21 protein-coding genes are annotated in these 25,760 nt (G+C 61.3%); 8 read left to right on the top strand and 13 right to left on the bottom strand.

Annotated elements, in window-relative coordinates; all coding sequences use genetic code 11:
* The first annotated feature begins 5 nt into the window (after positions 1 to 5).
* Together BM317_RS01220 and BM317_RS01225 are read left to right on the top strand one after the other, a co-directional pair.
* Complete coding sequence (locus BM317_RS01220) at positions 6 to 572, top strand: CsiV family protein (RefSeq protein WP_092166600.1); 567 nt, start codon at positions 6 to 8, stop codon at positions 570 to 572.
* 11 nt (positions 573 to 583) lie between these two features.
* Complete coding sequence (locus tag BM317_RS01225) at positions 584 to 3,277, top strand: DEAD/DEAH box helicase (protein ID WP_092472795.1); 2,694 nt, start codon at positions 584 to 586, stop codon at positions 3,275 to 3,277.
* Between the two features lie 94 nt (positions 3,278 to 3,371).
* On the opposite strand, the gene nagZ is transcribed toward BM317_RS01225, so the two are convergent.
* Positions 3,372 to 4,370, bottom strand: a complete 999-nt coding sequence (gene nagZ / locus BM317_RS01230) for a beta-N-acetylhexosaminidase (protein WP_170842287.1) — start codon at positions 4,368 to 4,370, stop codon at positions 3,372 to 3,374.
* A 183-nt stretch (positions 4,371 to 4,553) separates the two neighbouring features.
* Positions 4,554 to 5,261 (bottom strand): TetR/AcrR family transcriptional regulator, encoded by a 708-nt coding sequence (locus tag BM317_RS01235; protein ID WP_013692622.1) that lies wholly within the window; start codon positions 5,259 to 5,261, stop codon positions 4,554 to 4,556.
* Between the two features lie 241 nt (positions 5,262 to 5,502).
* Between BM317_RS01235 and lexA the strand changes: the two genes are divergently transcribed.
* Together lexA and sulA are read left to right on the top strand one after the other, a co-directional pair.
* Positions 5,503 to 6,111 (top strand): transcriptional repressor LexA, encoded by a 609-nt coding sequence (gene lexA / locus BM317_RS01240; protein ID WP_003199651.1) that lies wholly within the window; start codon positions 5,503 to 5,505, stop codon positions 6,109 to 6,111.
* A gap of 10 nt (positions 6,112 to 6,121) precedes the next feature.
* On the top strand, positions 6,122 to 6,595 hold the full coding sequence (sulA, locus tag BM317_RS01245) for an SOS-induced cell division inhibitor SulA (RefSeq protein ID WP_092166607.1): 474 nt from the start codon (positions 6,122 to 6,124) through the stop codon (positions 6,593 to 6,595).
* A 71-nt stretch (positions 6,596 to 6,666) separates the two neighbouring features.
* On the opposite strand, the gene BM317_RS01250 is transcribed toward sulA, so the two are convergent.
* The 7 genes from BM317_RS01250 to BM317_RS01280 all read right to left on the bottom strand — a co-directional run bounded on the left by BM317_RS01250 (position 6,667) and on the right by BM317_RS01280 (position 15,223).
* Positions 6,667 to 6,900 carry a hypothetical protein gene (locus BM317_RS01250; protein ID WP_003183419.1) on the bottom strand — a complete coding sequence of 78 codons (234 nt, stop codon included), beginning with the start codon at positions 6,898 to 6,900 and terminating at the stop codon, positions 6,667 to 6,669.
* 106 nt (positions 6,901 to 7,006) lie between these two features.
* Positions 7,007 to 7,531, bottom strand: coding sequence for a DUF6586 family protein (locus BM317_RS01255; RefSeq protein WP_092166610.1), 525 nt, complete (start codon positions 7,529 to 7,531; stop codon positions 7,007 to 7,009).
* Between the two features lie 236 nt (positions 7,532 to 7,767).
* Entirely contained in the window at positions 7,768 to 10,380 is a 2,613-nt protein-coding gene (gene topA, locus BM317_RS01260; RefSeq protein WP_092472797.1) for a type I DNA topoisomerase, read from the bottom strand.
* A gap of 115 nt (positions 10,381 to 10,495) precedes the next feature.
* Entirely contained in the window at positions 10,496 to 10,732 is a 237-nt protein-coding gene (locus tag BM317_RS01265; protein ID WP_092166615.1) for a DUF1653 domain-containing protein, read from the bottom strand.
* 109 nt (positions 10,733 to 10,841) lie between these two features.
* Entirely contained in the window at positions 10,842 to 12,017 is a 1,176-nt protein-coding gene (gene fadA, locus BM317_RS01270; protein ID WP_060738412.1) for an acetyl-CoA C-acyltransferase FadA, read from the bottom strand.
* A gap of 30 nt (positions 12,018 to 12,047) precedes the next feature.
* Positions 12,048 to 14,195: a fatty acid oxidation complex subunit alpha FadB gene (fadB, locus tag BM317_RS01275; protein ID WP_092166618.1), complete on the bottom strand. Its 2,148-nt coding sequence runs from the start codon at positions 14,193 to 14,195 to the stop codon at positions 12,048 to 12,050.
* 590 nt (positions 14,196 to 14,785) lie between these two features.
* Positions 14,786 to 15,223 carry a hypothetical protein gene (locus BM317_RS01280; RefSeq protein WP_092166621.1) on the bottom strand — a complete coding sequence of 146 codons (438 nt, stop codon included), beginning with the start codon at positions 15,221 to 15,223 and terminating at the stop codon, positions 14,786 to 14,788.
* 101 nt (positions 15,224 to 15,324) lie between these two features.
* Here BM317_RS01280 and BM317_RS01285 point away from each other — a divergent pair, with 101 nt between their 5' ends.
* Positions 15,325 to 15,765 (top strand): universal stress protein, encoded by a 441-nt coding sequence (locus BM317_RS01285; protein ID WP_060738415.1) that lies wholly within the window; start codon positions 15,325 to 15,327, stop codon positions 15,763 to 15,765.
* Between the two features lie 168 nt (positions 15,766 to 15,933).
* Here the strand turns inward: BM317_RS01285 and BM317_RS01290 are convergent, their stop codons facing one another.
* Positions 15,934 to 17,850 (bottom strand): ATP-binding cassette domain-containing protein, encoded by a 1,917-nt coding sequence (locus BM317_RS01290; RefSeq protein ID WP_092472799.1) that lies wholly within the window; start codon positions 17,848 to 17,850, stop codon positions 15,934 to 15,936.
* Between the two features lie 214 nt (positions 17,851 to 18,064).
* Between BM317_RS01290 and BM317_RS01295 the strand changes: the two genes are divergently transcribed.
* Positions 18,065 to 19,993, top strand: a complete 1,929-nt coding sequence (locus BM317_RS01295) for a transglycosylase SLT domain-containing protein (RefSeq protein WP_092472801.1) — start codon at positions 18,065 to 18,067, stop codon at positions 19,991 to 19,993.
* A gap of 156 nt (positions 19,994 to 20,149) precedes the next feature.
* Here BM317_RS01295 and BM317_RS01300 read toward each other — a convergent pair whose 3' ends face one another.
* Entirely contained in the window at positions 20,150 to 21,922 is a 1,773-nt protein-coding gene (locus BM317_RS01300) for an ABC transporter transmembrane domain-containing protein (RefSeq protein WP_092166624.1), read from the bottom strand.
* Positions 21,923 to 22,180: 258 nt separating this feature from the next.
* Between BM317_RS01300 and BM317_RS01305 the strand changes: the two genes are divergently transcribed.
* A complete protein-coding gene (locus BM317_RS01305; RefSeq protein WP_003199629.1) occupies positions 22,181 to 22,360 on the top strand; it encodes a PA1571 family protein in 180 nt (59 codons plus the stop codon).
* A gap of 228 nt (positions 22,361 to 22,588) precedes the next feature.
* Here BM317_RS01305 and pdxB read toward each other — a convergent pair whose 3' ends face one another.
* Positions 22,589 to 23,731: a 4-phosphoerythronate dehydrogenase PdxB gene (gene pdxB / locus BM317_RS01310; RefSeq protein WP_092166625.1), complete on the bottom strand. Its 1,143-nt coding sequence runs from the start codon at positions 23,729 to 23,731 to the stop codon at positions 22,589 to 22,591.
* Between the two features lie 287 nt (positions 23,732 to 24,018).
* Here pdxB and BM317_RS01315 point away from each other — a divergent pair, with 287 nt between their 5' ends.
* Positions 24,019 to 25,422 (top strand): MATE family efflux transporter, encoded by a 1,404-nt coding sequence (locus BM317_RS01315; RefSeq protein WP_072407836.1) that lies wholly within the window; start codon positions 24,019 to 24,021, stop codon positions 25,420 to 25,422.
* Here BM317_RS01315 and tusA read toward each other — a convergent pair.
* Entirely contained in the window at positions 25,419 to 25,670 is a 252-nt protein-coding gene (gene tusA, locus BM317_RS01320; protein WP_003183455.1) for a sulfurtransferase TusA, read from the bottom strand. The two genes, BM317_RS01315 and tusA, sit on opposite strands and share 4 nt — an antisense overlap.
* Between the last annotated feature and the right edge of the window lie 90 nt (positions 25,671 to 25,760).

Raw genomic sequence — 25,760 nt, forward strand, 5'->3', positions numbered from 1 at the left:
GCCCCATGCGCCTGTTTCGCTCACTGACCTTGTTGTTGACCCTGGTCGCTCCCCTGGCGTTTGCCGATGACCTGTATCAGGTTGAAATGATTCTGGTCCGCCAGAACGCCGAGCCGGCGATTGTCAGCCGCGCCGCACCGGAAGACTGGGACGCCGGCGCGCAACGCCTGGGTGCGGAAAGCCAGCGCACGCCGGCCCTGGGCAACATCGTCGAGAAACTCACCGCCAGCGGCCAATACACGGTACTGATGCACAAGGCCTGGCAGCAGACGCTCGGTGAACAGGGCCGCAAAGTCGCCATCAGCGACGGTGCCGAACAGTTCGGCCAATTCCCCATCGAGGGCACCCTGGAACTGAAACTGGGCCGTTTCACCGACGTGGATGCCGATTTCTGGATCAACCAGATCGACGCCAATGGCCTGGTCACCGCCAGCGAGCGCCTCAAACAGCAGAGCCATACCAAGAATGGCCAACTGAATTTCCTCGATAACGGTCACCTCGGCCTGCTGATCAAGATCACCTCGCTGACCGCGCCCGCGCCACGGCAGGCACCTGAAGTCATTCCGGACTGATTGGCGCGCCTATGCCCTCGCCCCTGAGCAAACCCCTGGCACCTTCCTGGGTCAATCGATTCAAGGAACAGAGCCTGGAGCGCGGACGCCGTTACGCGCTGGAAAACCGCGTCAGGATCGTCGAGGCCGGCGACAGCACCATCACCGCCAGTTGCGAAGGCTCTGGCGGTAACGTCTACCGTCAGACCATTCGCCTTAAAGAGTCAGCCAAGGGCGCGTTGATTCTGCTCGAAGCCGCGTGCTCCTGCCCGGTGCGCATCAACTGCAAGCATTGCGCGGCGGTGCTGCTGCAAGTCCAGGAAACCCTGGCCTACCCGGCCGCCGAAAAAGACGCGCAACTGCTGGAAAAACTCCAGGCCGTGCTGGACAACCGCCCCCCCAAGGCCCCACCGCAAGTGCTGGTGGACAACGTACAACCGGTGCCGCGCCTGTGGCTGGCCAGTATCGAGTTCAGCGCCTTCGAGCCACGCAACGGCAAGATGCAACGCTACATCCAGCACCGCGCCGCCTTGTCCTTCAGTTATCTGGACGAGTACGTCAGCGGCCAGCGCAACACCGATGTGCTGATTCGCCAGGAAACCCAGACGCTGCGGATAAAACGCCACACCGATGTGGAACAGTCCTACCGCGAACAGCTGCGAATCCTCGGCTTCAAGGTTGCGACCCGACAAAGCAAGGCCCTGCCGGAAAGCGCTGGCGAACTGTACGAAATGGTCAACGACAGCGCCTGGCTGACGTTCACCCTCAACGACCTGCCGAAACTGCGCACCCAGGGCTGGGAATTGCAGATCGACGAGGACTTCGGCTTCGACCTGACGGCCGTGGACGAGTGGTACGCCACGGTCGAGGAAACACCGGAACGGGATTGGTTCGACCTGGAACTGGGGATCATCGTCAACGGCGAGCGCCTGAGCCTGCTGCCAATCCTGTTGAACCTGATGCGCTCGCACATCGAGTTGTTCAACCCGGAACGCCTGGCCAGGCGCCGGGACGATGAACTGATTCTGGTCAACCTGCCCAACCGCCCGAACTCTGAGTTCGGCCCGCAGCAGGTGGCCCTGCCCTATGGCCGGCTGAAACCGGTGCTGGCGACCCTGGGCGAGTTCTACCTGCAAGAACCCGGCACCACCAAACTGCGCCTCAACAGCGCGGACGCCTTGCGCCTGAACCCGCTGCAAGACATGCCCCTGACCTGGGAAGGTGGCGAACACATTCGCGGCCTGGCCCAACGCCTGCGGGATATCAAGGATTACACCGCCAGCGCGCCTGAAGGCCTGAATGCGACGCTACGGCCTTATCAACTCGAAGGCTTGAGCTGGATGCAATCACTGCGACAGCTGGAAGTCGGCGGCATCCTCGCGGACGACATGGGCCTGGGTAAAACCCTACAGACCCTGGCGCATATTCTCAGTGAAAAAAACGCTGGGCGTCTCGATCGCCCGTGCATGGTGGTGATGCCCACCAGCCTGATTCCCAACTGGCTCGACGAGGCCGCTCACTTCACACCGCAACTCAAGGTACTGGCCCTGTATGGCGCCGGGCGCAAAAAGCATTTCGAACGACTGGCCGATTACGACCTGGTCCTCACCACCTATGCCCTGCTACCCAAGGATGTCGAACGCCTGGCCGCGCAGCCATTGCACGTGCTGATCCTCGATGAAGCCCAGTACATCAAGAACCCCACCAGCAAAGCCGCCCAGGCCGCCCGCGAGCTGAACGCCCGCCAGCGGCTGTGCCTGTCCGGTACGCCCCTGGAAAACCACCTAGGCGAACTGTGGTCGTTGTTTCACTTCCTGCTGCCGGGCTGGCTCGGGGATGTCAAGAGTTTCAACCGCGATTACCGCGTACCGATCGAAAAGCGCGGCAGCGATGTACGACTGCAGCACCTCAACGGTCGGATAAAACCCTTCCTGCTGCGGCGGACCAAGGAACAAGTGGCGACCGAGCTGCCGCCCAAGACCGAGATCATCCATTGGGTCGAACTCAGCGATGCCCAGCGGGACGTCTACGAAACCATGCGCCTGGCGATGGACAAGAAGGTCCGCGACGAGATCACGCGCAAAGGCGTGGCCCGCAGCCAGATCATCATTCTCGAGGCACTGCTCAAGCTGCGCCAGGTGTGTTGCGACCTGCGCCTGATCAACGACGCCACCCTGCCCGCCCGAGGCAGCACCTCGGGCAAGCTCGACAGTCTGATGGAAATGCTCGACGAGCTGTTTGAAGAAGGCCGTCGGGTGCTGCTGTTTTCCCAGTTCACGTCCATGTTGGCGCTGATTGAAGATGAGTTGAAGAAACGCGGTGTCGATTACGCCATCCTGACGGGCCAGACCCGGGACCGTCGTACGCCCGTCAAGGAGTTCCAGAGTGGCAAGCGTCAGATCTTTCTGATCAGCCTGAAGGCCGGTGGCGTAGGCCTGAACCTGACCGAGGCCGACACGGTGATTCACTACGACCCATGGTGGAACCCGGCCACCGAAAACCAGGCGACCGACCGTGCCTACCGCATCGGCCAGGAAAAGCCGGTGTTCGTCTACAAGCTGATTGCCCGAGGTACGGTGGAAGAGAAGATCCAGCTGCTGCAAAAGGAAAAGTCCGACCTCGCGGCCGGCGTGCTGGACGGACGCGTGGCCGGAGATTGGAAATTGCAGAGCGACGATATCGAGGCGCTGTTCGCCCCTCTGCCGGACAAGCTGGAAAAGCGCTGACCCCCTCAATTCTTGTGGGAGCCTAGCTTGCTCGCGATAGCGGTGGTTCAGCGGGCGTAGATGTTGACTGTATGCCTTCCCACATTGCTCAGCGCTAATCAATCAGCTGGGCAGCCCTCAGCGCGCCGAGCGCCGCCAGCCAACGAGGGTCCTGGCGGTATTCCGTGGAAGCATAGGCCTGGCCGCGCATACGGGCGATCCGCGCCGAAGGCTTGACCTTCAGGCGTTGGGCAGCGCTCAAGGCCAACTCCGCGGCGGCGCGATCATTGCACACCAGCCCCATGTCGCAACCCGCCGTCAACGCCGCCTCGATACGACTGGCGGCATCACCGACCACATGGGCACCGGCCATCGACAAATCGTCGCTGAAAATCACGCCATCGAACTGCAAATCGCCGCGCAGGATGTCCTGCAACCAGCGGCGGGAAAACCCGGCTGGATTGGCGTCAACCTGCGGATAGATGACATGGGCCGGCATCACGGCGGCCAGTTGCTTGCTCAACCTGGCAAACGGTACCAGGTCGTTGGCCCGAATCTGTTCGAGGCTGCGCTCATCGGTCGGAATCGCCACATGGGAATCGGCCTCGGCCCAACCATGCCCCGGGAAGTGCTTGCCGGTGGCGGCCATGCCGGCGGCGCTCATGCCACGGATGAAGGCACCGGCCAGCAACGCCGCGCGCTCGGGGTCGCCTTCGAAGGAACGACTGCCGACGACGGCGCTGCGCTGGTAGTCGAGATCCAGCACCGGGGCAAAACTCAAGTCGAGACCGACCGCCAACACTTCGGTGGCCATGATCCAGCCGCACTGCTCGGCCAGGTATTCGGCGTTTGGGTTGTCGGCTATCGCCCGCATCGCCGGCAACCGCACAAACCCCTGGCGCAGCCGTTGAACGCGGCCACCTTCCTGGTCCACGGCCAATAGAAGGTCGGGACGAATGGCGCGGATCGACGCGCTCAGCTCGCGCACTTGCCGCGGATGCTCGATATTGCGGGCAAAAATGATCAGGCCGCCCACCTCTGGCTGGCGTAACAGGTGGCGATCTTCGGCCGTCAGCCAGGTACCGGCGACGTCCACCATCAACGAGCCTTGCAGGCCAGCAGTCATAGCATTTCCTTAATAACGATGAACCCGCGAGGTGACGCAGGCATGAGCAAACTGCCAGGCGCAAGGCCCGGCAAGTCGTGGTCAGGCACTAAAGAATGGAACGGGTTCGAAACGAGAGTCGGCATGGGCGGCTAGCTTAGCGGATGTGGGCAGTCGCGCCCACCCGCGCACTCAAGCCTTGGCCAGCGCCGGCGTCGACTTGCTGCGTGGACGCAGTTGCGCGGCCGCCATGGCCTCATCGGTGACGCCGCTTTCGGCACGCATGCCAGCCGCCAGGAACGGCACCATCAGGCGCATCACCTGCTCGATCGACGTGTTCACGCCAAAATCGGTTTCAGCGATGGCCCGCAGCGCCTTGATCCCGGACATGCTGAACGCGGCGGCGCCGAGCATGAAGTGCACTCGCCAGAACAATTCGATGGGCGGGATGCGCGGTGCAGCCTCGTTGACCAACAGCATGTAGCGACGAAACACCTTGCCGTACATGTCTTCCAGGTAACGCCGCAGGTGGCCCTGGCTCTGGCTGAAGGCCAGGCCCAGCAGGCGCATGAAAATGGACAGGTCGTTACCGCTGCGCGGTTGCACGACAAGGGCTTGCTCGACCAGGATTTCCAGCAGCTCTTCCAGGGTAGGCTTGACGTCAGGCTTGGCCTGGCGCCGCTCCAGTTCACGATCGAGGCTGAGGCAGAAAGGCCCGAGGAAGCGCGAGAAGACTGCTTGGATCAAGGCCTTTTTCGAGCCGAAGTGATAATTCACCGCCGCCAGGTTGACGCCGGCCTTGCTGGTGATCAGACGCAATGAGGTTTCGGCGAAACCTTTTTCCGCGAACAACTGCTCGGCAGCATCGAGAATGCGTTCAACGGTTTCCGACTGGGCCATGGTTACTCCGCCTGACAAACACTTGTTTGAAACATACGTTTCAGCCTAGAGGTTGTCAAGCCTGCCGGGGCGTTTTGCGAACGCCCGGTCACGTATTTAACCACACCTTTTCACAGGCGGTAGCCCTGCCCCATCCAACAACCCGACCGACCGTCCAGCGGCCGGTGGAAAAAGGAGGATTGCCAAGCGGCGTTCACTGTATATAATCCCAGTCACTGTATAAAAAGACAGAGCGATCAATATGCTAAAGCTGACGCCACGCCAAGCAGAGATTCTGGCCTTCATCAAACGCTGCCTCGAAGACAACGGCTACCCGCCGACCCGTGCGGAAATCGCCCAGGAACTGGGTTTCAAGTCGCCCAACGCGGCTGAAGAGCACCTCAAGGCTCTGGCGCGCAAGGGCGCGATCGAAATGACCCCGGGCGCATCCCGTGGCATTCGTATCCCCGGCTTCGAAGCCAAGGCCGACGAAACCACCCTGCCGATCATCGGCCGGGTCGCGGCGGGCGCGCCGATCCTTGCCCAGCAGCACGTCGAGGAATCCTGCAACATCAACCCTTCGTTCTTTCATCCCCGGGCCGACTACCTGCTTCGTGTACACGGCATGAGCATGAAGGACATCGGCATCTTCGACGGTGACCTCCTGGCCGTCCACACCACCCGCGAAGCCCGCAATGGCCAGATCGTGGTGGCGCGAATCGGCGATGAGGTGACCGTCAAACGCTTCAAGCGCGACGGCAGCAAGGTCTGGCTCATTGCCGAGAACCCGGAGTTCGCCCCCATCGAAGTGAACCTGAAAGATCAGGACCTGGTCATCGAAGGCTTGAGTGTCGGCGTCATTCGCCGCTAAAGGAGGCTTTATGCAGTTCCCTCACGCACCACAACACACACAACTTCCGCTGTTCGAGGCATTCATGGCCCAACCGCTGGTTCCAGTCCTGAAAGAGGTCATCGAATCGCCCTGGGGCGTCGAACCCGAGGCCTTCAGCGAACTGTCGTTACGTGGTGCGGCCGGAAACTGCCTGAACCTGCTGGCGCCGATTCTGCGAGAACTCAGCCAGGACCAGGATGCTCGCTGGTTGACGCTGATCGCTCCACCGGCCAGCGTTACCCAAGCCTGGCTGCGGGACGCCGGCCTGAACCGTGAGCGCATCCTGTTGCTGCAACCACGAGGCACCCAAAGCGCCCAACAGTTGACTTGCGAGGCCTTGCGCCTGGGCCGTAGCCACACCGTGGTCAGCTGGCTCAACCCATTGACCACCGCCGCACGGCAACAGTTGATCAGCGCCGCCCGCACCGGGGACGCACAAAGCTTGAATATTCGATTGGGCTAAGACAAACGCGGGGCTTCTCCAAAGTAGAGAAGCCGACCAGCCACACGATTCAAAAAAGCCGACAGACGGGATCAGTGAAGAACCCGCGGCCCCTCTTCCTTGTTGAATTCGCCTTCAACCAGGCGACCTGCCATCTGGACGCCCACGCTCAGCATCGCCTTGGCGACTTCGACGTGTTGGCCCTGGAGGAATACCTTGGCATCTTCGGAGAAGTTCAAGGTCACCAGAGAACCTTCGTCCTCGGCCCTGCGCAGCTCGATGCGGCCATCAGGAAGTTCGACAATTTCTAGAAAGGACGTAGGCATAAAAGTCTGTTCTCCACCAAAGGCGAGGATTATATAGTCATCGGCCAGGCTCCGCTCGGGATCTTGACCAAGCGTTATCAACGAACGTAACGGGCCGAGTGGAAACTCAGCACTCGTTCAACCCTTCACGAAAGCGTATCGCCAGGCTCTTGAGGTTCTGGCGCCAGCTCTCCAGTTCCTCCCGGCTCAACGCCTGCTCTGGGTCTTGCTCATCCAGATTGACCGCCACGATCAACGGTTGGGTCACGTCCCCCTTGGGCTTGCGCGGGGCCCGGGGCGGCTCGAATAGCGCCGCATGGGCCGCCAATAGCTTCGCAAGCCAGGTTTCCGGGTTATGCGCCAGCTCGACCATTTCGGCCAGCTCCGGAATCGCGATGGTTTCCAGCGCTTCGCGGGTCAACAGCAGCTCGGCCCGCGGGGCATTCGCTTGTGGCAGGCGATAGAAACCGGCGATTTCATGGCACAACCCCAACAACGCACCGTACAGATGAAACAGCGCGGACTCACGTCCTGCCTGGAGCAGTGCCGGGGAGTTCATCGCACGCCCGTCCTCGGCCCTGGTGAGTGCTTCGAGCGACAGGCCGGCGAAATAGATTTTCTGATTGGTGCGGGTATAGAGTTCGTGGGCCATGGCGGCATCTCCCCAACGAAATGAAAGCTTCACGCAAGTGCGACAGTGTCGTGGATCAACCGAGGCCACTGCAAGCCAAAAACAAAAAGGCCGCATGAAAACCTGTGGGTTGTCATGCGGCCTTTCTGTTAGATCCATGCGGATTTAGCGATTGTAGAGGGCGGCTACGCCACCAGCGGGAGCAAGCTCCCTCGCCACAAGAGCCTCAACCCCGCCCTCCAGACAAGCCCTGGCGATCAGCGCTTGTCTTCAACGGTCCATTTACCGCCATCGTAGTACGCCTTCCAGCCGGTCGGCTTGCCGTCGACTTCGGTCTGCACGTACTGCTCCTTGGTCTTGCGGCTGTAGCGAATGACCGCAGGGCGCCCGTCCGGATCCTTCTGCGGTGCCTCACAGAGGAAATGGTACTTCGGATCGATTTCGTCCTTGTGCGGCACGATCTCCATCACCAATGGCGCACGGGTCTCACGGTTTTTCGGGAACTGGCTGGCTGCCAGGAACAGGCCGGAAGCGCCGTCACGCAAGATATAGGTGTCGTTGACCTTCTCGCACTTGAGCTCCGGCATTTTCACCGGATCCATCTTCGGCGGCGCCGCGTCACCGCTCTTGAGCAGTTTGCGGGTGTTCTTGCAGGTCGGGTTGGTGCAGCCGAAGAACTTGCCGAAACGGCCGGTCTTGAGCTGCATCTCGCTGCCACACTTGTCGCATTCCAGGCTCGGGCCTTCGTAGCCCTTGATGCGATAAGTGCCCTCTTCAATCTCGTAGCCGGCACAGTCCGGATTGTTGCCGCAGATGTGCAGCTTGCGCTTCTCATCCAGCAGGTAGGCATCCATCGCCGTGCTGCAGATCGGGCAGCGATGCTTGCCACGCAGCACCAGGGATTCCGATTCGCCCTCGTCGTCCGCGGCGATTTCGTCGCCCGGCACCAGGTTGACCGTCGCCTTGCAGCGCTCCTTGGGCGGCAGGCTGTAGCCCGAGCAACCGAGGAAGACACCGGTCGAAGCGGTACGGATTTGCATCGGACGGCCGCAGGTCAGGCACGGGATGTCGGTCATGACCGGCTGGTTGGCCCGCATGCCGTTGTCCGGACTCTCCGCCACTTCAAGTTTTTTCTTGAAGTCGCCGTAGAACTCGTCGAGAACGTTTTTCCAGTCCCGCTCGCCCTGGGCCACATCGTCGAGGTTCTCTTCCATGCCGGCGGTGAAGCCGTAGTCCATCAGGTTCGAGAAGCTCTCGGACAAACGCTCGGTGACGATGTCACCCATCTTTTCCGAATAGAAACGACGGTTGTGCAGCGCTACATAACCGCGGTCCTGGATGGTGGAAATGATGGCGGCGTAGGTCGAAGGACGACCGATGCCGCGCTTTTCCATTTCCTTGACCAGGCTGGCTTCGGAGTAACGGGCCGGCGGCTTGGTGAAATGCTGGGTCGGATCGAGCTTGATCAGCTTCATCACGTCGCCCTGGGCCATGTCGGGCAGGACGTCGTCATCCCCAGGCTTGGTGATTTGCGGCATGACGCGGGTGTAGCCGTCGAACTTCAGGATGCGGCCCTTGGCACGCAACTCGAAGTCACCGGCACCGACGCTGACCGTGGTCGACAGGTATTGCGCCGGCAGCATCTGGCAAGCCAGGAACTGGCGCCAGATCAGCTCGTAGAGACGCTCGGCATCGCGCTCCATGCCCGACAGCTTGCTTGGCTCGGTGTTGGCATCGGACGGACGAATCGCTTCGTGAGCCTCCTGCGCACCTTCCTTGCTGCTGTAGACGTTCGGTGTGTCCGGCAGGTACTTCTTGCCGAACTCGCTTTCTATATAAGTGCGCGCCATCGCCACGGCATCGGCCGACAGGTTGGTCGAGTCGGTACGCATATAGGTGATGTAGCCGGCTTCGTACAGACGCTGGGCCATCATCATGGTTTTTTTCACGCCAAAGCCCAGGCGGTTGCTTGCGGCCTGTTGCAGCGTGGAGGTGATGAACGGCGCCGACGGCTTGCTGCTGGTCGGTTTGTCTTCGCGCTTGACGATGCTGTAGCTGGAAGCCTTGAGCTTCTCCAGTGCCGCCATGGCCTGGGCTTCGTTGAGCGGCTTGAAGGCCTCGCCCTTCTCGCGGGCCACGTCGAAACGCACGGTCGCGCCCTTGGCGGTGCCGAGGTCGGCGTGAACTTCCCAGTACTCTTCAGGGATGAACGCCCGGATCTCGCGTTCGCGCTCCACCACCAGCTTCACGGCGACCGACTGCACTCGCCCGGCCGACAGGCCGCGGGCGATCTTGGCCCACAGCAGCGGCGAGACCATGTAGCCCACCACGCGGTCGAGGAAGCGACGCGCCTGCTGGGCGTTGACCCGATCGATATCCAACTCGCCCGGTTGGGAGAAGGCTTCCTGGATGGCCTTCTTGGTAATTTCGTTGAACACCACGCGCTTGTAGCGGCTGTCATCCCCACCGATGGCTTCGCGCAGGTGCCAGGCAATGGCTTCCCCTTCGCGGTCCAAGTCCGTCGCGAGATAGATGGTGTCGGCATCCTTGGCGAGCCGGCGCAGCTCTTCGATGACCTTTTCCTTGCCCGGGAGGATCTCGTACTTGGCTTTCCAGCCGTGTTCCGGATCGACCCCCATGCGCGAAACCAGCTGCTTGCGCGCCTTGTCCTTGGGCGACAGCGCCGGCGCTTCACCGGCAGCAGCCTTGCCGCGCTTGGCGGCAGGCTCCTTGCTGGCGCTAGCCGAACCGCTGGTGGGCAGGTCTCGGATATGGCCGATACTCGACTTCACCACGTATTGGTTGCCCAGATACTTGTTGATGGTCTTGGCCTTAGCCGGGGATTCCACAATGACCAGCGATTTGCCCATGGATCAGAAAATTCCTGAATTCTAAAAAGTGAAAGGCGGTTGGCGCCTGACGCGGCACCGCTATATATAGTGGCTGCAAGGTGAGGTCAAGCGCAGGGTTGCCCGCATGCCGGCCTCAAGGCGTGGTAAAAATGCTCTCCTCGGCCTGCACCAAAGCAAAGCGTGGCACCTGCTCGCCGTCAACCTCGACGGACTCCTGGAACATGCTCAAGGGGCGTACCCAAAAGCCGTAATCGCCATACAGGGCTTGATAGAACACCACTTCCTCTTCGGTCTCGGAATGCCGCGCGATGCTGAATACGCGGTACTGCGGACCTTTGTAATGCTGGTAGAGCCCAGGTTGTATCGGCATGTCTTGGCCCTCACTCAAATCTTTTCAAAATAAAAACAAAATTTTTTCTACTAAACCCGGAAAAAACAAAAACCGGGGCACTTGGCCCCGGCTTCCATCGACGCAACGCTTAGACGCGTTCGAAGACGGTGGCGATGCCCTGGCCGAGGCCAATGCACATGGTGGACACACCGAAGGTGCCGCCATTCTGCTTCATGACGTTGAGCAGCGTGCCGGATATACGCGCACCGGAGCAACCGAACGGGTGACCCAGGGCGATCGCGCCGCCGTGCAGGTTAACCTTCTCGTTCATCTTGTCGAGCACTTTCAAATCTTTCAGCACGGGCAGGGCCTGTGCGGCGAAAGCTTCGTTGAGCTCGAAGAAGTCGATATCGGCAATGCCCAGGCCTGCGCGCTTCAAGGCTTTCTGCGTGGCCGGCACTGGACCATAGCCCATGATTGCCGGGTCCACACCCGCCACGGCCATCGACCGGATCACTGCCATCGGCTGGATACCCAGGTCCTGGGCACGCTGGGCCGACATCACGATCATGCACGAAGCGCCGTCGGTGATTTGCGACGAAGTACCGGCTGTCACGGTGCCGCCCTTCGGATTAAAAGCCGGCTTCAGGGCGGCCAGGCTTTCCAGGGTGGTTTCCGGACGAATGGTCTCGTCGTAGTCGAACAGCTTCAGGAAGCCATTCTCGTCGTAGCCCTGCATCGGGATGATCTCATCCTTGAACTTGCCTTCCACGGTCGCCTTGTGGGCGAGCTGGTGGGAGCGCACGCCGAAGGCATCCTGCTGTTCGCGGCTGATGCCGTGCATTTTGCCGAGCATTTCCGCAGTCAGGCCCATCATGCCCGACGCTTTTGCCGCGTACAGCGACATGTGCGGGTTCGGATCGACGCCGTGCATCATGCTCACGTGGCCCATGTGTTCGACACCACCGACGACGAACACATCACCGTTGCCGGTCATGATCGCCTGGGCGGCGGTGTGCAGTGCGCTCATGGACGAACCGCACAGGCGGCTGACGGTCTGGCCCGCCGCGGTGTGAGGGATCTGGGTCATCAGCGAGGCCATGCGGGCGATGTTCCAGCCCTGCTCCAAGGTCTGGTTCACACAGCCCCAGATCACGTCTTCGACTTCGTTCGGGTCGACCTTGACGTTGCGCTCCAGCAGCTTGCTGATCAGGTGCGCCGACATGTCTTCGGCGCGGGTGTTGCGGTGCATGCCGCCCTTGGAGCGGCCCATCGGCGTACGACCGAAGTCGACAATCACGACGTCTCTAGGATTCAAGCTCATAAATGTTCTCTCGCTCTAGTCGTTGGGCGCTTAACCGAAGAAACGCTGGCCGCTCTTGGCCATTTCACGCAGCTTCGCGGTCGGGTGGTACAGCGCGCCCAGATCAGCGTACTGGTCAGCCAGGGCAACGAACTCGGCCACACCGATCGAATCGATGTAACGCAGCGCACCGCCACGGAATGGAGGGAAACCGATACCGTAGACCAGCCCCATGTCGGCTTCGGCGGCGGTTTCGACAATGCCGTCTTCCAGGCAACGCACGGTTTCGAGGCACAGCGGGATCATCATCCAGTTGATGATGTCCTCGTCGGTGACTTCGCGCTGCTCGTAGACGATCGGCTTGAGCACTTCCAGCACCGACGAGTCGGCGACTTTCTTCTGCTTGCCGCGCTTGTCGGTCTCGTAGGCGTAGAAGCCCTTGCCATTCTTCTGGCCCAGACGCTTGGCTTCGTAGAGCACGTCGACGGCCGAACGACGGTCGTCCTTCATGCGGTCCGGGAAGCCTTCAGCCATGACGTCGCGACCGTGGTGGCCGGTGTCGATGCCGACCACGTCCATCAGGTACGCCGGGCCCATCGGCCAGCCGAATTTTTCCATGATCTTGTCGATGCGCACGAAGTCCACACCGGCGCTGACCAGCTTGGCGAAACCACCGAAGTACGGAAACAGCACGCGGTTGACCAAAAAGCCCGGGCAGTCATTGACGACGATCGGGTTCTTGCCCATTTTCTTGGCGTAGGCCACGGTGGTGGCCACCGCCAGTTCGCTGGACTTCTCTCCACGGATCACTTCCACCAGCGGCATCATGTGCACCGGGTTGAAGAAGTGCATGCCGACGAAGTTCTCCGGACGCTTGAGGGCCTTGGCCAGCAGCGAAATGGAGATGGTCGAGGTGTTCGAGGCGAGGATGGTGTCCTCTTTGACTTTGTCTTCGACTTCAGCCAGTACCGCCTGCTTGACCTTCGGGTTCTCGACAACCGCTTCGACCACCAGGTCGACATGGCCGAAATCGCCATAGGACAGGGTCGGACGAATGCCGTTGAGCACTTCGGCCATCTTCGCGGCGGTCATGCGGCCTTTGTCGACACGACCCACCAGCAGCTTGGCGGCTTCGGCCAGGCCCTGCTCGATCCCGTGTTCGTTGATATCCTTCATCAGGATCGGCGTGCCTTTGGACGCCGACTGGTAGGCGATGCCGCCCCCCATGATACCGGCGCCGAGCACGGCGGCCTGCTTCACGTCACGGGCGATTTCGTCGTAGGCCTTGGCCTTTTTCTTCAGTTCCTGGTCGTTGAGGAACAGGCCGATAAGGCTTTGTGCAGCCGAGGTCTTGGCCAGCTTGACGAAGCCGGCGGCCTCGACTTCCAGGGCTTTGTCGCGACCGAAGTTCGCGGCTTTCTGGATGGTCTTGATCGCTTCGACCGGCGCCGGGTAGTTCGGGCCTGCCTGACCGGCCACGAAACCCTTGGCGGTTTCGAAGGCCATCATTTGTTCGATGGCGTTGAGCTTGAGCTTTTCCAGCTTCGGCTGGCGCTTGGCCTTGTAGTCGAACTCGCCGCTGATGGCACGCTTGATGGTTTCAAGGGCCGCTTCCTGGAGCTTGCCAGGTTCGACCACGGCATCCACGGCACCGACTTTCAGCGCGTCTTCGGCACGGTTTTCCTTGCCGGCGGCAATCCACTCGATAGCGTTGTCGGCACCGATCAGGCGCGGCAGGCGCACGGTGCCGCCAAAGCCCGGGTAGATGCCCAGCTTGACTTCCGGCAGGCCGATCTTGGCCGTGGTGGCCATGACGCGGTAATCCGCCGCCAGGCACATTTCCAGGCCGCCACCCAGGGCGATGCCGTTGATGGCCGCGACGGTCGGTACGTTGAGGTCTTCGAAGTCGCTGAAAATACGGTTGGCTTCGAGGTTGCCAGCGATCAGTTCGGCATCGGGCAGCTTGAAGTTGTCGACGAATTCGGTGATGTCGGCACCAACGATGAACACGTCCTTGCCGCTGCTGACGATCACACCCTTGATCGAAGCATCTGCCTTGATAGTGTCTACGGCCTGACGCAATTCATTCAGGGTTAGACGGTTGAACTTGTTGACGGACTCACCCTTGAGGTCGAATTTCAGTTCGACGATGCCACTTTCAAGAGCCTTAACCGTGATGGCTTTACCTTCGTAAATCATCAACTGATCTCCACGATATGGAAGCTGAACAGTACACGTTGGACGCTGACCACTGGTTCGACACTGACGTTACCGTCGATGCTACGCCAATCCGCCAGGCACACCCGTCAACGCGATAGTCGGGGTCTGTAGGAGCTGTCTGAAAATACAAACGCTCAATTCATACGCCCGTTTGATTTGGGTACGTCACCTTCACGGAATTTCCGACAATTGTCAATCGCCCTAAACACAGGCGTGAACGCGACTTTACGGTCATTTCCGTACCCTACGGATCCGCAACACGGCGCCGCATGAGAAGCCATTCATAGAATCAATAATTAGAAAAGTCGCCCTAATTCCAGACAGATCGGATCCAGCCGACTACGCTGTCCGGGTACGATTGAATTTTGCGGAATGAAGGGCGCTGCGAACGCACCCCTGACACGAGATGGATTACCGGCCTGCCTGGCCAACCCGCCCGATGAGACTGTCGGGCTTTTTTATGCCCGAATGTAGGAGCTGCCGAAGGCTGCGATCTTTTGATCTTTCTCAAGATTCAATGAGCCTGGAAAGATCGCAGCCTCGCTGGGCTCGACAGCTCCTACTGCGGATCAGGCCAGCGCCTTTAGGACTTCGGCAATATCCTGCAAAACAGTGGCGTCGCCTTTCTCGCCCCAATACAAGGCGATCATTTGCCGGTCGGCTTCGACTTTGTAGACGTTGGCCGGCAATTTTTCGAAATGATTGAGCAGGGACTCATCCAGGCAGACTTCCCGCCACTGATTGACCCAGACGCCCGGCGCAGTTTGCCAGTAGCTCCAGCAGGCCGGCTGGCTGCCGCGTCGGGGCCGACAGTACTGGGCACAGGGGTTTGGCGGCTGCTGGCCAAGCCAGTGCGGCCACTCTTGTGGCGCCAGTTGCATGGCCAGTCCCAGGCGCCGCGCCTCCATGCGCAAGGCCATGCGACCGCTCTGTACACGGGACGGACGCAACCATGCCAGCGGACTTAACACCACCAACAGGATTGACAGCACTATCCAGACCGTCATATTCGTACTCCCCGATTCTGATGAGCCCATTGACCCAGGTGGCGTCAATGCGCTTGAAACCAGCCATACTTACCGTATCGCAATTCTCTGGAGTGCCTTCCATGTACTACAACCACGTTCTGGTCGCCGTTGACCTCACTGAAGAATGCGATCCGGTCGTCAAGCGCGCCCTCGCCCTCTGCGAAGGCCGAGACACCCAGCTGTCACTGGTGCATATCGTCGAACCGATGGCCATGGCCTTCGGCGGCGACGTGCCGATGGACCTTTCCCAGTTGCAGCAGCAGCAATTTGACCAGGCCAAGGAACGCCTTGACCGACTGATCGTGAAATACCCGGCCCTGAAGAAGGAATTCAGCCACCTGACGTACGGCCAGCCGCGCCAGGAGATCCATCACCTGGCCAAGGAACAGGGTTGCGACCTGATTGTCGTCGGCAGCCATGGTCGCCACGGTTTGGCGCTGCTGCTGGGCTCGACCGCCAACGATGTGCTGCATGGCGCGCCTTGCGATGTGCTGGCGGTGCATCTGGTCAAGCGCACATAAACCTAAACCTGTGGGAGCGAGCTTGCTCGCGATCGCGGTAGATCAGCAGCATTGATGCTGACTGTCACACCGCTATCGCGAGCAAGCTCGCTCCCACAAGGGGATGGCGTTTCAAGTAAACAATCCCGGCGCTCATTGCTGAACGCCGGGATTTTTCTCGACGGTGGATCACGCGTCCAGCTCGGCCCAGCGCTCGACCAATGCATCCAGCTCGGCTTGCAGTTGCTCCAGGTGCGCAATCACCTTAGCGGTTTCGGCAGCAGGTCGCTGGTAGAACCCGGCCTCGGCCATTTCGGCTTCTACCGCTGCGATCTGCTGCTCCTTCGCGTCGATATCACCCGGCAAGGCTTCCAGTTCACGCTGCAGCTTGTAGCTGAGCTTTTTCTTTGCCGGGGCCGGGGCTGCTGCGGCAACCGGCGCAGGTTCGGCCTTGACCACGGCCGAGTTCAGGTCGGCCTTGCCGGACTTGCTCTCGGTGACCCCCAGCAGACGCGGCGAGCCACCCTGGCGCAGCCAGTCCTGATAGCCACCGACGTATTCGCGAACCAGGCCTCCGCCTTCGAACACCAGGGTGCTGGTGACCACGTTGTCGAGGAATGCCCGGTCGTGACTGACCATCAGAACGGTGCCGTTGAAGGTCAGCAGCACCTCTTCCAGCAATTCGAGGGTTTCCACGTCCAGGTCGTTGGTGGGCTCGTCGAGCACCAGCAGGTTCGCCGGCTTGCTGAACAACTTGGCCAGCAACAGACGGGCGCGCTCACCACCCGACAACGCCTTGACCGGCGTACGGGCACGCTGGGGGCTGAACAGGAAATCGCCGAGGTAGCTCAGCACATGGCGGCTCTGGCCATCGATATCGATGAAATCGCGGCCTTCGGCGACGTTGTCGATCACGGTCTTTTCCAGATCCAGTTGATGACGCAACTGGTCAAAGTAGGCGACGTCGATCTTCGTGCCCTCTTCCACCTTGCCGCTGGTGGGCACCAGGCCACCGAGCATCAGCTTGAGCAAAGTGGTCTTGCCAGTGCCGTTGGCGCCCAGCAGGCCGATGCGATCGCCACGCTGCAGCACCATGGAAAAGTCCTTGATCAGGAACGGGCCGCCAGGGTGCGCGAAACTCACGTTCTCCAGGACCATCACCTGCTTGCCGGACTTGTCAGCGGTATCCAACTGAATGTTGGCCTTACCGGTGCGCTCGCGACGCTCGCTGCGCTCCACGCGCAACGCCTTGAGCGCACGCACACGGCCTTCGTTGCGGGTGCGACGCGCCTTGATGCCCTGGCGAATCCAGACTTCTTCCTGGGCCAGCTTCTTATCGAACAGTGCGTTAGCGGTTTCTTCCGCCGCCAGCGCCGCTTCCTTGTGCACCAGGAAGCTGGCGTAGTCGCCGTTCCAGTCGATCAGGCCGCCGCGGTCCAATTCAAGGATGCGCGTCGCCAGGTTCTGCAGGAAGGAACGGTCGTGGGTGATGAACAGCACCGCCCCCTGGAAGTCTTTCAGGGCTTCTTCAAGCCAGGCGATGGCGCCGATGTCCAGGTGGTTGGTCGGTTCGTCGAGCAGCAGCAGGTCCGGCTCGGAGACCAGGGCCTGGGCCAGCAGGACGCGGCGACGCCAACCGCCGGACAACTCGGCGAGGGTCTTGTCGGCCGGCAATTGCAGGCGGCTCAGGGTGCTGTCGACCAACTGCTGCAGGCGCCAGCCGTCTCGGGCCTCAAGGTCGTGCTGCACGTGCATCAACTTGTCCAGGTCGGCATCGGTGACGATGTTCTGGCTCAGGTGGTGATACTCGGCCAACAGCGCGCCGACACCGTCCAGGCCTTCGGCGACCACATCGAACACGGTCCGCTCGTCGGCCACCGGCAGTTCCTGGGGCAATTCGCCGATTTTCAGGCCTGGCGCACGCCAGACCGAGCCGTCGTCGGGCTTTTGATCGCCCTTGACCAGCTTCATCATGCTGGACTTGCCAGTGCCGTTTCGGCCGATGATGCACACCCGCTCACCACGGGCGATCTGCCAGGACACCTTGTCCAACAACGGCATAGCGCCGAAAGCAAGGGACACATCGCTGAATTTGAGCAGGGTCATGAGCTTCTCCAAAAACCGGGCGCGCATTCTACCTGAGATGAGGCCTCAAGGGTCCGCCAATTTCGCCACTGAAGCACTCTGCATAACAAATGTTGCGAACTTGCACCGACAGCCCCGCAAAGCTTTCGCCGGCTGCTGGCAAAAGGCTAAGCTACAGACAGTTACCCTGGGTTAACCCTTGGGCTTGTCATGTTTTTTTCTGCCCGGACGTCTCATGCGCAGTCGCCTTTTCAGTGTCTTATCGTGTCTTTTTGTATGTGCCACTGCCGTTCAATCCGCTCAGGCGGTGGATATTTCCACTCAGCGCCAATACTACGACGAAGCCAAGCGTGCATTGGCCAAGGGCGATTCCGGCCCCTACTTCCGCTACAGCCAGGCCCTGCGCGATTACCCGCTGGAGCCGTACCTGGCCTACGACGAATTGACCGCTCGCCTCAAGAGCGCCAGCAACGCCGAAATCGAGAAATTCCTCGCCGAGCACGGTGACCTGCCCCAGGCCAACTGGATGAAGCTGCGCTGGCTGCGTTGGCTGACCGAGCGCGGCGACTGGGAGACCTTCGTCAAGTATTACGACCCCAAGCTCAATTTCACCGAGCTGGATTGCCTCAACGCTCAATACCAACTCAGCCATGGCCTGAAGGCCGAGGGCTACGCCAACACCGAAAAGCTATGGCTTACCGGCAAATCCCAGCCCCAGGCGTGCGATGCGTTGTTCGGCCTGTGGGCATCCCAGGGCCAGTTGACCGAGCAGAAACGCTGGGAGCGCGCCAAGCTGGCAGCTCAGGCGCGCAACTACCCGCTGGCCAACAGCCTGGTCAGCGGCCTGACCACCCTCGCTCCCCGTGGCAAATTGCTAGTGGACGTGGCGCAAAAGCCCGAGTTGCTCAACCAGCCCTCGCGCTTCGTTCCAGCCGATGAACCGATGTCCGATATCGTCAGCCTCGGCCTGCGTCGCCTGGCTCGCCAGGACCCGGAAAAAGCCATGGCGCTGCTGGATGGCTACGCCAGCACCATGCATTTTTCCCCGGATGAAAAAGTCGCGATCGCCCGCGAGATCGGTCTGACCCTGGCCAAGCGCTTCGACAGCCGCGCCCTGGACGTGATGACGAAATACGACCCTGAGTTGCGCGATGACACCGTTTCGGAATGGCGCTTGCGCCTGCTGTTGCGCCTCGCTCGCTGGGACGATGCCTATCAGTTGACCCGCCGCCTGCCCGAGTCGCTGTCCAGCACCAACCGCTGGCGGTACTGGCAAGCCCGCACGCTGGAACTGGCGCAGCCGCAGAACCCGGAAGCCCTGACGCTCTACAAGCACCTGGCCCGTGAGCGGGACTTCTATGGCTTCCTGGCCGCCGACCGATCCCAGTCCCCCTACTCGCTCGTCAACAAGCCACTGGTGATGAGCCAGGCGCTGACCAACAAGGTGCGCAATACCCCTGGCGTGCGCCGGGCGCTGGAGTTTCATGCCCGTGGGGATATCGTCGACGGACGCCGCGAGTGGTATCACGTCAGCCGTCATTTCAACCGGGACGAAATGGTCGCCCAGGCAAAACTGGCTTACGACCTGAAATGGTATTTCCCGGCCATCCGCACCATCAGCCAGGCCAAGTACTGGGACGACCTGGACATCCGTTTCCCGATGGCCCACCGCGAGACCCTGGTGCGCGAAGCCAAGATCCGCGGCTTGCATCCAAGTTGGGCGTTCGCCATTACCCGCCAGGAAAGTGCGTTCATGGATGATGCCCGCTCCAGCGTCGGCGCCGCCGGCCTGATGCAACTGATGCCTGGCACCGCCAAGGAAACCGCGCGCAAGTTCAGCATTCCCCTGGCCTCGCCACAGCAAGTGCTGAACCCGGACAAGAACATCCAGTTGGGTGCGGCCTACCTGAGCCAGGTTCATAGCCAGTTCAACGGCAACCGCGTCCTGGCCTCGGCGGCCTACAACGCCGGCCCCGGCCGCGTGCGCCAATGGCTGCGTGGCGCCGACCACTTGAGCTTCGACGTCTGGGTCGAGAGCATCCCGTTCGACGAAACCCGCCAATACGTGCAGAACGTGTTGTCATACTCGGTGATCTACGGCCAGAAACTCAATTCGCCGCAACCGCTGGTGGACTGGCATGAGCGGTATTTCGATGATCAGTGATTAACACCCCCACAAAGCCCTCTTCTTTGTGGGAGCGAGCTTGCTCGCGATGGCGCCGGCACCTGCAACATGAATGCAAGCTGACTCACCGCTATCGCGAGCAAGCTCGCTCCCACAGGGCCTGCATCAAACACAACATCCCCTGTGGACGCGGTATCAGTCGGTTGCCGCCTCCGCCCCCACATTGAACTGCAACGCCGCCAATCGCGCATACAGCGCATTGCTGGCGACAAGCTCCTGGTGAGTGCCCACGGCAACCACCTTGCCCTGGTCCATCACCGCGATCCGATCGGCGTTTTTCACCGTGGCCAGCCGATGGGCGATCACCAGCGTCGTGCGGTTTTTCATCAGGCTGGGCAAGGCTTGCTGGATCAGGTGCTCGCTTTGCGCATCGAGGGCGCTGGTGGCTTCATCCAACAGCAGGATCGGGGCATCCACGAGCAACGCTCGGGCGATGGCTAGGCGTTGGCGCTGGCCGCCGGATAACCCGAGGCCGCCGTCGCCCAGGTGCGTCTGGTAGCCGTCGGGCATTTTTTCGATGAAGTCGTGGGCGTGGGCGATCTGCGCGGCCTCGCGCACCTGCTCCGACGTCGCCTCCGGGTTGCCATAGCGGATATTCTCTTCAACCGTGCCGAAAAACAGCGCCGGGCTTTGTGAAACCAGGGCGAAATGCCGGCGCAGGTCCAGCGGATCGAGTCGAGTCAACGGCACATCGTCGATCAGGATCTGCCCTTGCACGGGATCATAGAAGCGCAGCAGCAAATCGTAGACCGTCGACTTGCCCGCGCCGGAAGGCCCGACCAGGGCCAGGGTCTCACCGGCCTTGATGCTCAGGTCGAGTCCGTCGACTGCATAACTGTCCGGCCGGGACGGGTAGGAAAAGCGCACGCCTTCGAGACGCAAATCACCGCGAACCCGCGCTGGCAAGGTCACGAGCCCCGAAGCCGGCGGCTGGATGATGTTTTCCGAACGCAGCAGCTCGGCAATGCGCTCTGCCGCACCGGCCGCCCGCTGCAACTCGCCAATCACTTCGCTCAGGGTCCCGAAGGCACTGCCGACGATCAGGCTGTAGAACACGAACGCCGCCAGCTCGCCACCGGAAATCCGCCCGGCGATCACATCCATGCCTCCGACCCAGAGCATCACCCCCACCGCCCCCAGCACCAGCACGATCACCAGGGTGATCAACCAGGCCCGCTGGACAATGCGCTTGCGAGCGGTGTCGAAGGCCTGCTCCACCGTCACGGAAAAACGGTGTTCGTCCTGGACCTGATGGTTGTAGGCCTGCACGGTCTTGATCTGGCCAAGGGTTTCGGAAACATAGCTGCCGACGTCGGCAACGCGGTCCTGGCTCTGGCGCGACAAGCTGCGCACGCGACGCCCGAAGAGCAGGATCGGCACCAATACCAGCGGCAGGGCGATCACCACGATACTGGTCAGCTTGGGATTGGTGATGAACAGCAGCACGATACCACCCACCACCATCAAGACATTACGCAAAAACAACGACAGCGACGAACCGATCACCGATTGCAGCAAGGTCGTATCAGTGGTCAGCCGTGACTGGATTTCCGAACTGCGGTTGTTTTCGTAGAAACCCGGGTGCAAGTACACCAGATGGTTGAAGACCTTCCGCCTGATATCCGCCACCACCCGCTCACCAATCCAGGACACCAGGTAAAAACGCGAAAACGTACCGATCGCCAACCCCACCACCAGCACCATGAACAGGCCGATGGATTGATTGAGCAGGTGCGGCGAGCGGGTCATGAAGCCCTGGTCCACCAGCAAGCGGATGCCTTGCCCCATGGACAAGGTAATGCCGGCAGTGACAATCAACGCCAGCAAAGCGCCGGCGACCTGTTTGCGATAAGGGGCGATGAAGCCGCTGGCCAGGCGTATGGCACGGCGATGTCGGGAAGAAAGCATCAAAGGCGTCCGATAATGCAGCAGGAAAAAGGCCAGCTCGCGACGCCGAAACGCAGCGGAACCAAGTTGAATCGCAATGAGTCAGGTTAAATATGACCACTATGACTAGCGGCTAGATGTTATCGGTCTAAAGTCTGGCTGGAAACGCAACTGTGTTTCTGATTGAGTGGAGGTGTCGCCATGAACCTACAAGGAGTGTCATGGCTCGGTCACCTGGCGACACTAAAGTAGGCATACAACCTGATGAGGAGACAGGCCATGTCCTTGCAACACAGCAGCGACGACAAGATTCAAGTAATCCGCACGCAACCGGACCAGTCTCTGGGCTGCTCGTTCATCGATGCCCAAGGGCGCGAAGTACCGATCACCGAAGACATGATCCAGAAAGCCTGCAGCGAGCTGGAAAAACGACTGGTCAAGCCTGCCGAACAAAAGTGATACAGCCCGTCTTCAATTGGACCCGACATTGATGTCGGGTTTTTTATGCCTGAAAGAACAAGGCTGCCATTGATCTCTGGCTTGGCACTCACTTGTGGCGAGGGGATTTATCCCCGCTGGGCTGCGCAGCAGCCCCATTGGTTCAAACTGACACACCGCAATCTTCAGATTTCGGGGCCGCTTCGCGCCCCAGCGGGGATAAATCCCCTCGCCACAAAAAGACGGCGTCTAGACGAGGGTGGCGCCCAACGCCGTGACAATCTGTTGCAAGGCCGCCGACTGCCCGTCGATACGCACCTTCAAACTGTCGATTTCCCGCCGTGGCGGATAATGCTTGCGCAAGGCATCGAAGGCGCGGCGTTGCTCGTCGACGGTGCCCACCAGGCTGCGGCGAAAATCCGCGTCGTCGCGACGGGGGTCGTACACACTCCGGCACAGCGCCGCCAAAGCCCAGGCCGGGTCGGTTTCGGCATCCAGGGTGATGCCACCCAGCCACGGCCGAGGCAACAGGTCACTGAGGCTGACTTCAACCGGTCGTTCCAGGAACGCGCACAAGGCCTGGTAGATCTGGGCCGTGCCACGCTGGCGACCATCGAGGCTGTAACCGGCAATGTGCGGGGTGGCGATCACGCACAAATCGGCCAGGTCCACATCCACGGTGGGCTCCTGCTCCCAGACATCCAGCACCGCTTGCAGGTCTTCGCGCTCCAGCAACACCGCGCGCAACGCGGCGTTATCGATCACCGGCCCTCGAGCCGCATTGATCAGCCAGGTCCCGGGCTTGAGCCGGTTCAGGCGCGCTTCGTCGAACAGGTGCCAGGTCGGTTGCTCGCCGTCGCGGGTCAACGGGGTGTGCAGGCTGATCACATCGCACTGCTCGATGATCTGCTCCAGGCTCACATAGTCGCCGCCCTCGACGGCCTGACGCGGTGGATCGCAGACCTTCACGACCCAGCCCAACCCCTTGAGCACCTCGATCAACCGTCCGCCCACCTGGCCCGCGCCGACCACGCCGAAGGTCCGCTGCTCCAGCGCCGCACCTTCGATTTCCGCCAGGGTCATCAGGCTGCCCAGCACGTAGTCCACCACGCCACGGGCATTGCAGCCGGGTGCGCTGGCCCAGCGGATCCCCGCCTCGGCAAGATAATCCAGGTCCAAGTGGTCGGTACCGATGGTGCAGGTGCCGACGAAGCGGACCTTGCTGCCTTCCAGCAGGGCCCGATTGACCTGGCTGACCGACCGCACCAGCAATACATCGGCGTGCTCGACCATCGTTCGGTCGATCCCCCGGCCCGGTACCCGGCGGATTTCGCCGAACCCTTGGAAAAACGCATCAAGCAGGGGGATGTTTTCGTCGGCGACGATCAGCATGGCAGAGCTCCTTTGGCGGGGTAGGCAGTGTAGGCGTTCCAGTGGGTCTACGCATTACCAGGAGCGAATGATGTTGTGGCGAGGGGATTTATCCCCGTTGGGTGCGCCAGCCCCCCCTATGACTATTGCGACTGCTGCGCAGTCGAACGGGGATAAATCCCCTCGCCACAACAGCATTCACGAGCTGAGTGAACGATTACAAATCCACAACACAGGTTTTTTCCTGACCACCACGTCAAAGCGTAGAATTCTCCGCCTTGCGCTTACCCCTTTCGGATGCTTGCCCTGTGAATCCTGTCATCGACACCTCCACTCCCCTTTCCCGCCCGGCCCGGGTGCGCCTGGAATTCAAGACCTTGCTGGCCCTGGCCTTGCCGATTATGGTGGCGCAACTGGCGACCACGGCCATGGGCTTTGTCGATGCGGTGATGGCCGGTCGGGTCGGCCCACGGGACCTGGCGGCCGTGGCCCTGGGCAACTCGATCTGGGTGCCGGTGTTCCTGTTGATGACTGGCACCCTGCTGGCGACCACCCCGAAAGTTGCCCAGCGCTTCGGTGCCGGCACGTTCGACGAGATCGGGCCGCTGGTACGCCAGGCGCTATGGCTGGCCCTGGTGGTGGGGTTGATCGCGACACTGGCGCTGTTCAGCGCCGAGCCGATCCTGCACATCATGAAAGTCGATCCCGAATTGATCGGTCCGTGCATGGAATACCTGCGGGGCATCGGCACGGGCCTGCCGGCCGTGGCGCTGTATCACGTACTGCGCTGCTTCAGCGACGGCCTGGGTCGCACGCGACCGGCGATGGTGCTGGGGCTGTGCGGGCTGGCGCTGAACATTCCGCTCAATTACATCTTCATCTATGGGCACCTGGGCGTGCCCGCCATGGGCGGCGTCGGTTGCGGCTGGGCCACGGCCATCGTGATGTGGGTCATGGCCCTGGGCATGGCCGGTTGGGCGCGGTGGGCACCGGCCTATCAGTCGAGTCGGTTGTTCAGCCGTTTCGACTGGCCGCAATGGGCGGTCATCAAGCGCTTGCTGGGCATCGGCTTGCCGATCGGCATTGCGGTGTTCGCCGAGTCGAGTATTTTCGCGGTGATCGCCCTGCTGATCGGCAGCCTCGGCGCCACCGTGGTGGCCGGGCACCAGATCGCGCTGAACTTCAGCTCCCTGGTGTTCATGATCCCCTACTCCCTGGGCATGGCCGTCACGGTGCGCGTCGGCCAAGCCCTGGGGCGGCAGCAGCCTCGCGAAGCGCGCTTCGCTGCCGGGGTGGGCATGGGCACCGCACTGGCCTACGCTTGCCTGTCGGCGAGCCTGATGTTCGCGCTGCGCGGGCCTATCGCGGCGATCTATACCGCCGATCCGGTGGTCATCGAGGTGGCATCGATGCTGATCGTCTATGCGGCGCTGTTTCAGTTTTCCGATGCGATCCAGGTCACGGCGGCAGGCGCATTGCGCGGCTACCAGGACACCCGGGTGACGATGATCCTGACCCTGTTCGCCTATTGGGGCATCGGCCTGCCGGTGGGTTACGCCCTGGGCCTGACCGACTGGCTCGGCGCGGCCAGCGGCCCGAGCGGCTTGTGGCAAGGCCTGATCGTGGGCTTGAGCTGCGCGGCACTGATGTTGTCGATCCGTCTGGCACGTAGCGCGCGCAAGCAGATCCGCCTCAGCCGCTCGACGGGTTAAGCGAGTTTCTTGCGGATCCAGTAGAGGTAGGTGCCGGCCTCCTCCTGCTGGGCCACCAGCTCGTGGTCCAGGAACACACAAAACTTGGGGATGTCGCGGCGGGTCGAGGGGTCGGTGGCGATGACTTTCAGCAGGCCACCGGGGGCCAGGTCGCGGATGTGCTGGTGCAACATCATCACCGGTTCCGGGCAATTGAGGCCGGTGGCATCCAGCGTGCCGTCGACCGGCGTGTCGTTCATTTCACTCATGTTCTACTCCTGAAACTGGCCGGCATTGTCGCGCAATGTCGGCGTTCGGTCACCCCTGGCATCCCACAGGGGTCTCCATCAATCCCGAGG

It is taken from the genome of Pseudomonas sp. NFACC24-1, from assembly GCF_900115235.1.
GTDB classification, from domain to species: domain Bacteria; phylum Pseudomonadota; class Gammaproteobacteria; order Pseudomonadales; family Pseudomonadaceae; genus Aquipseudomonas; species Aquipseudomonas fluorescens_AA.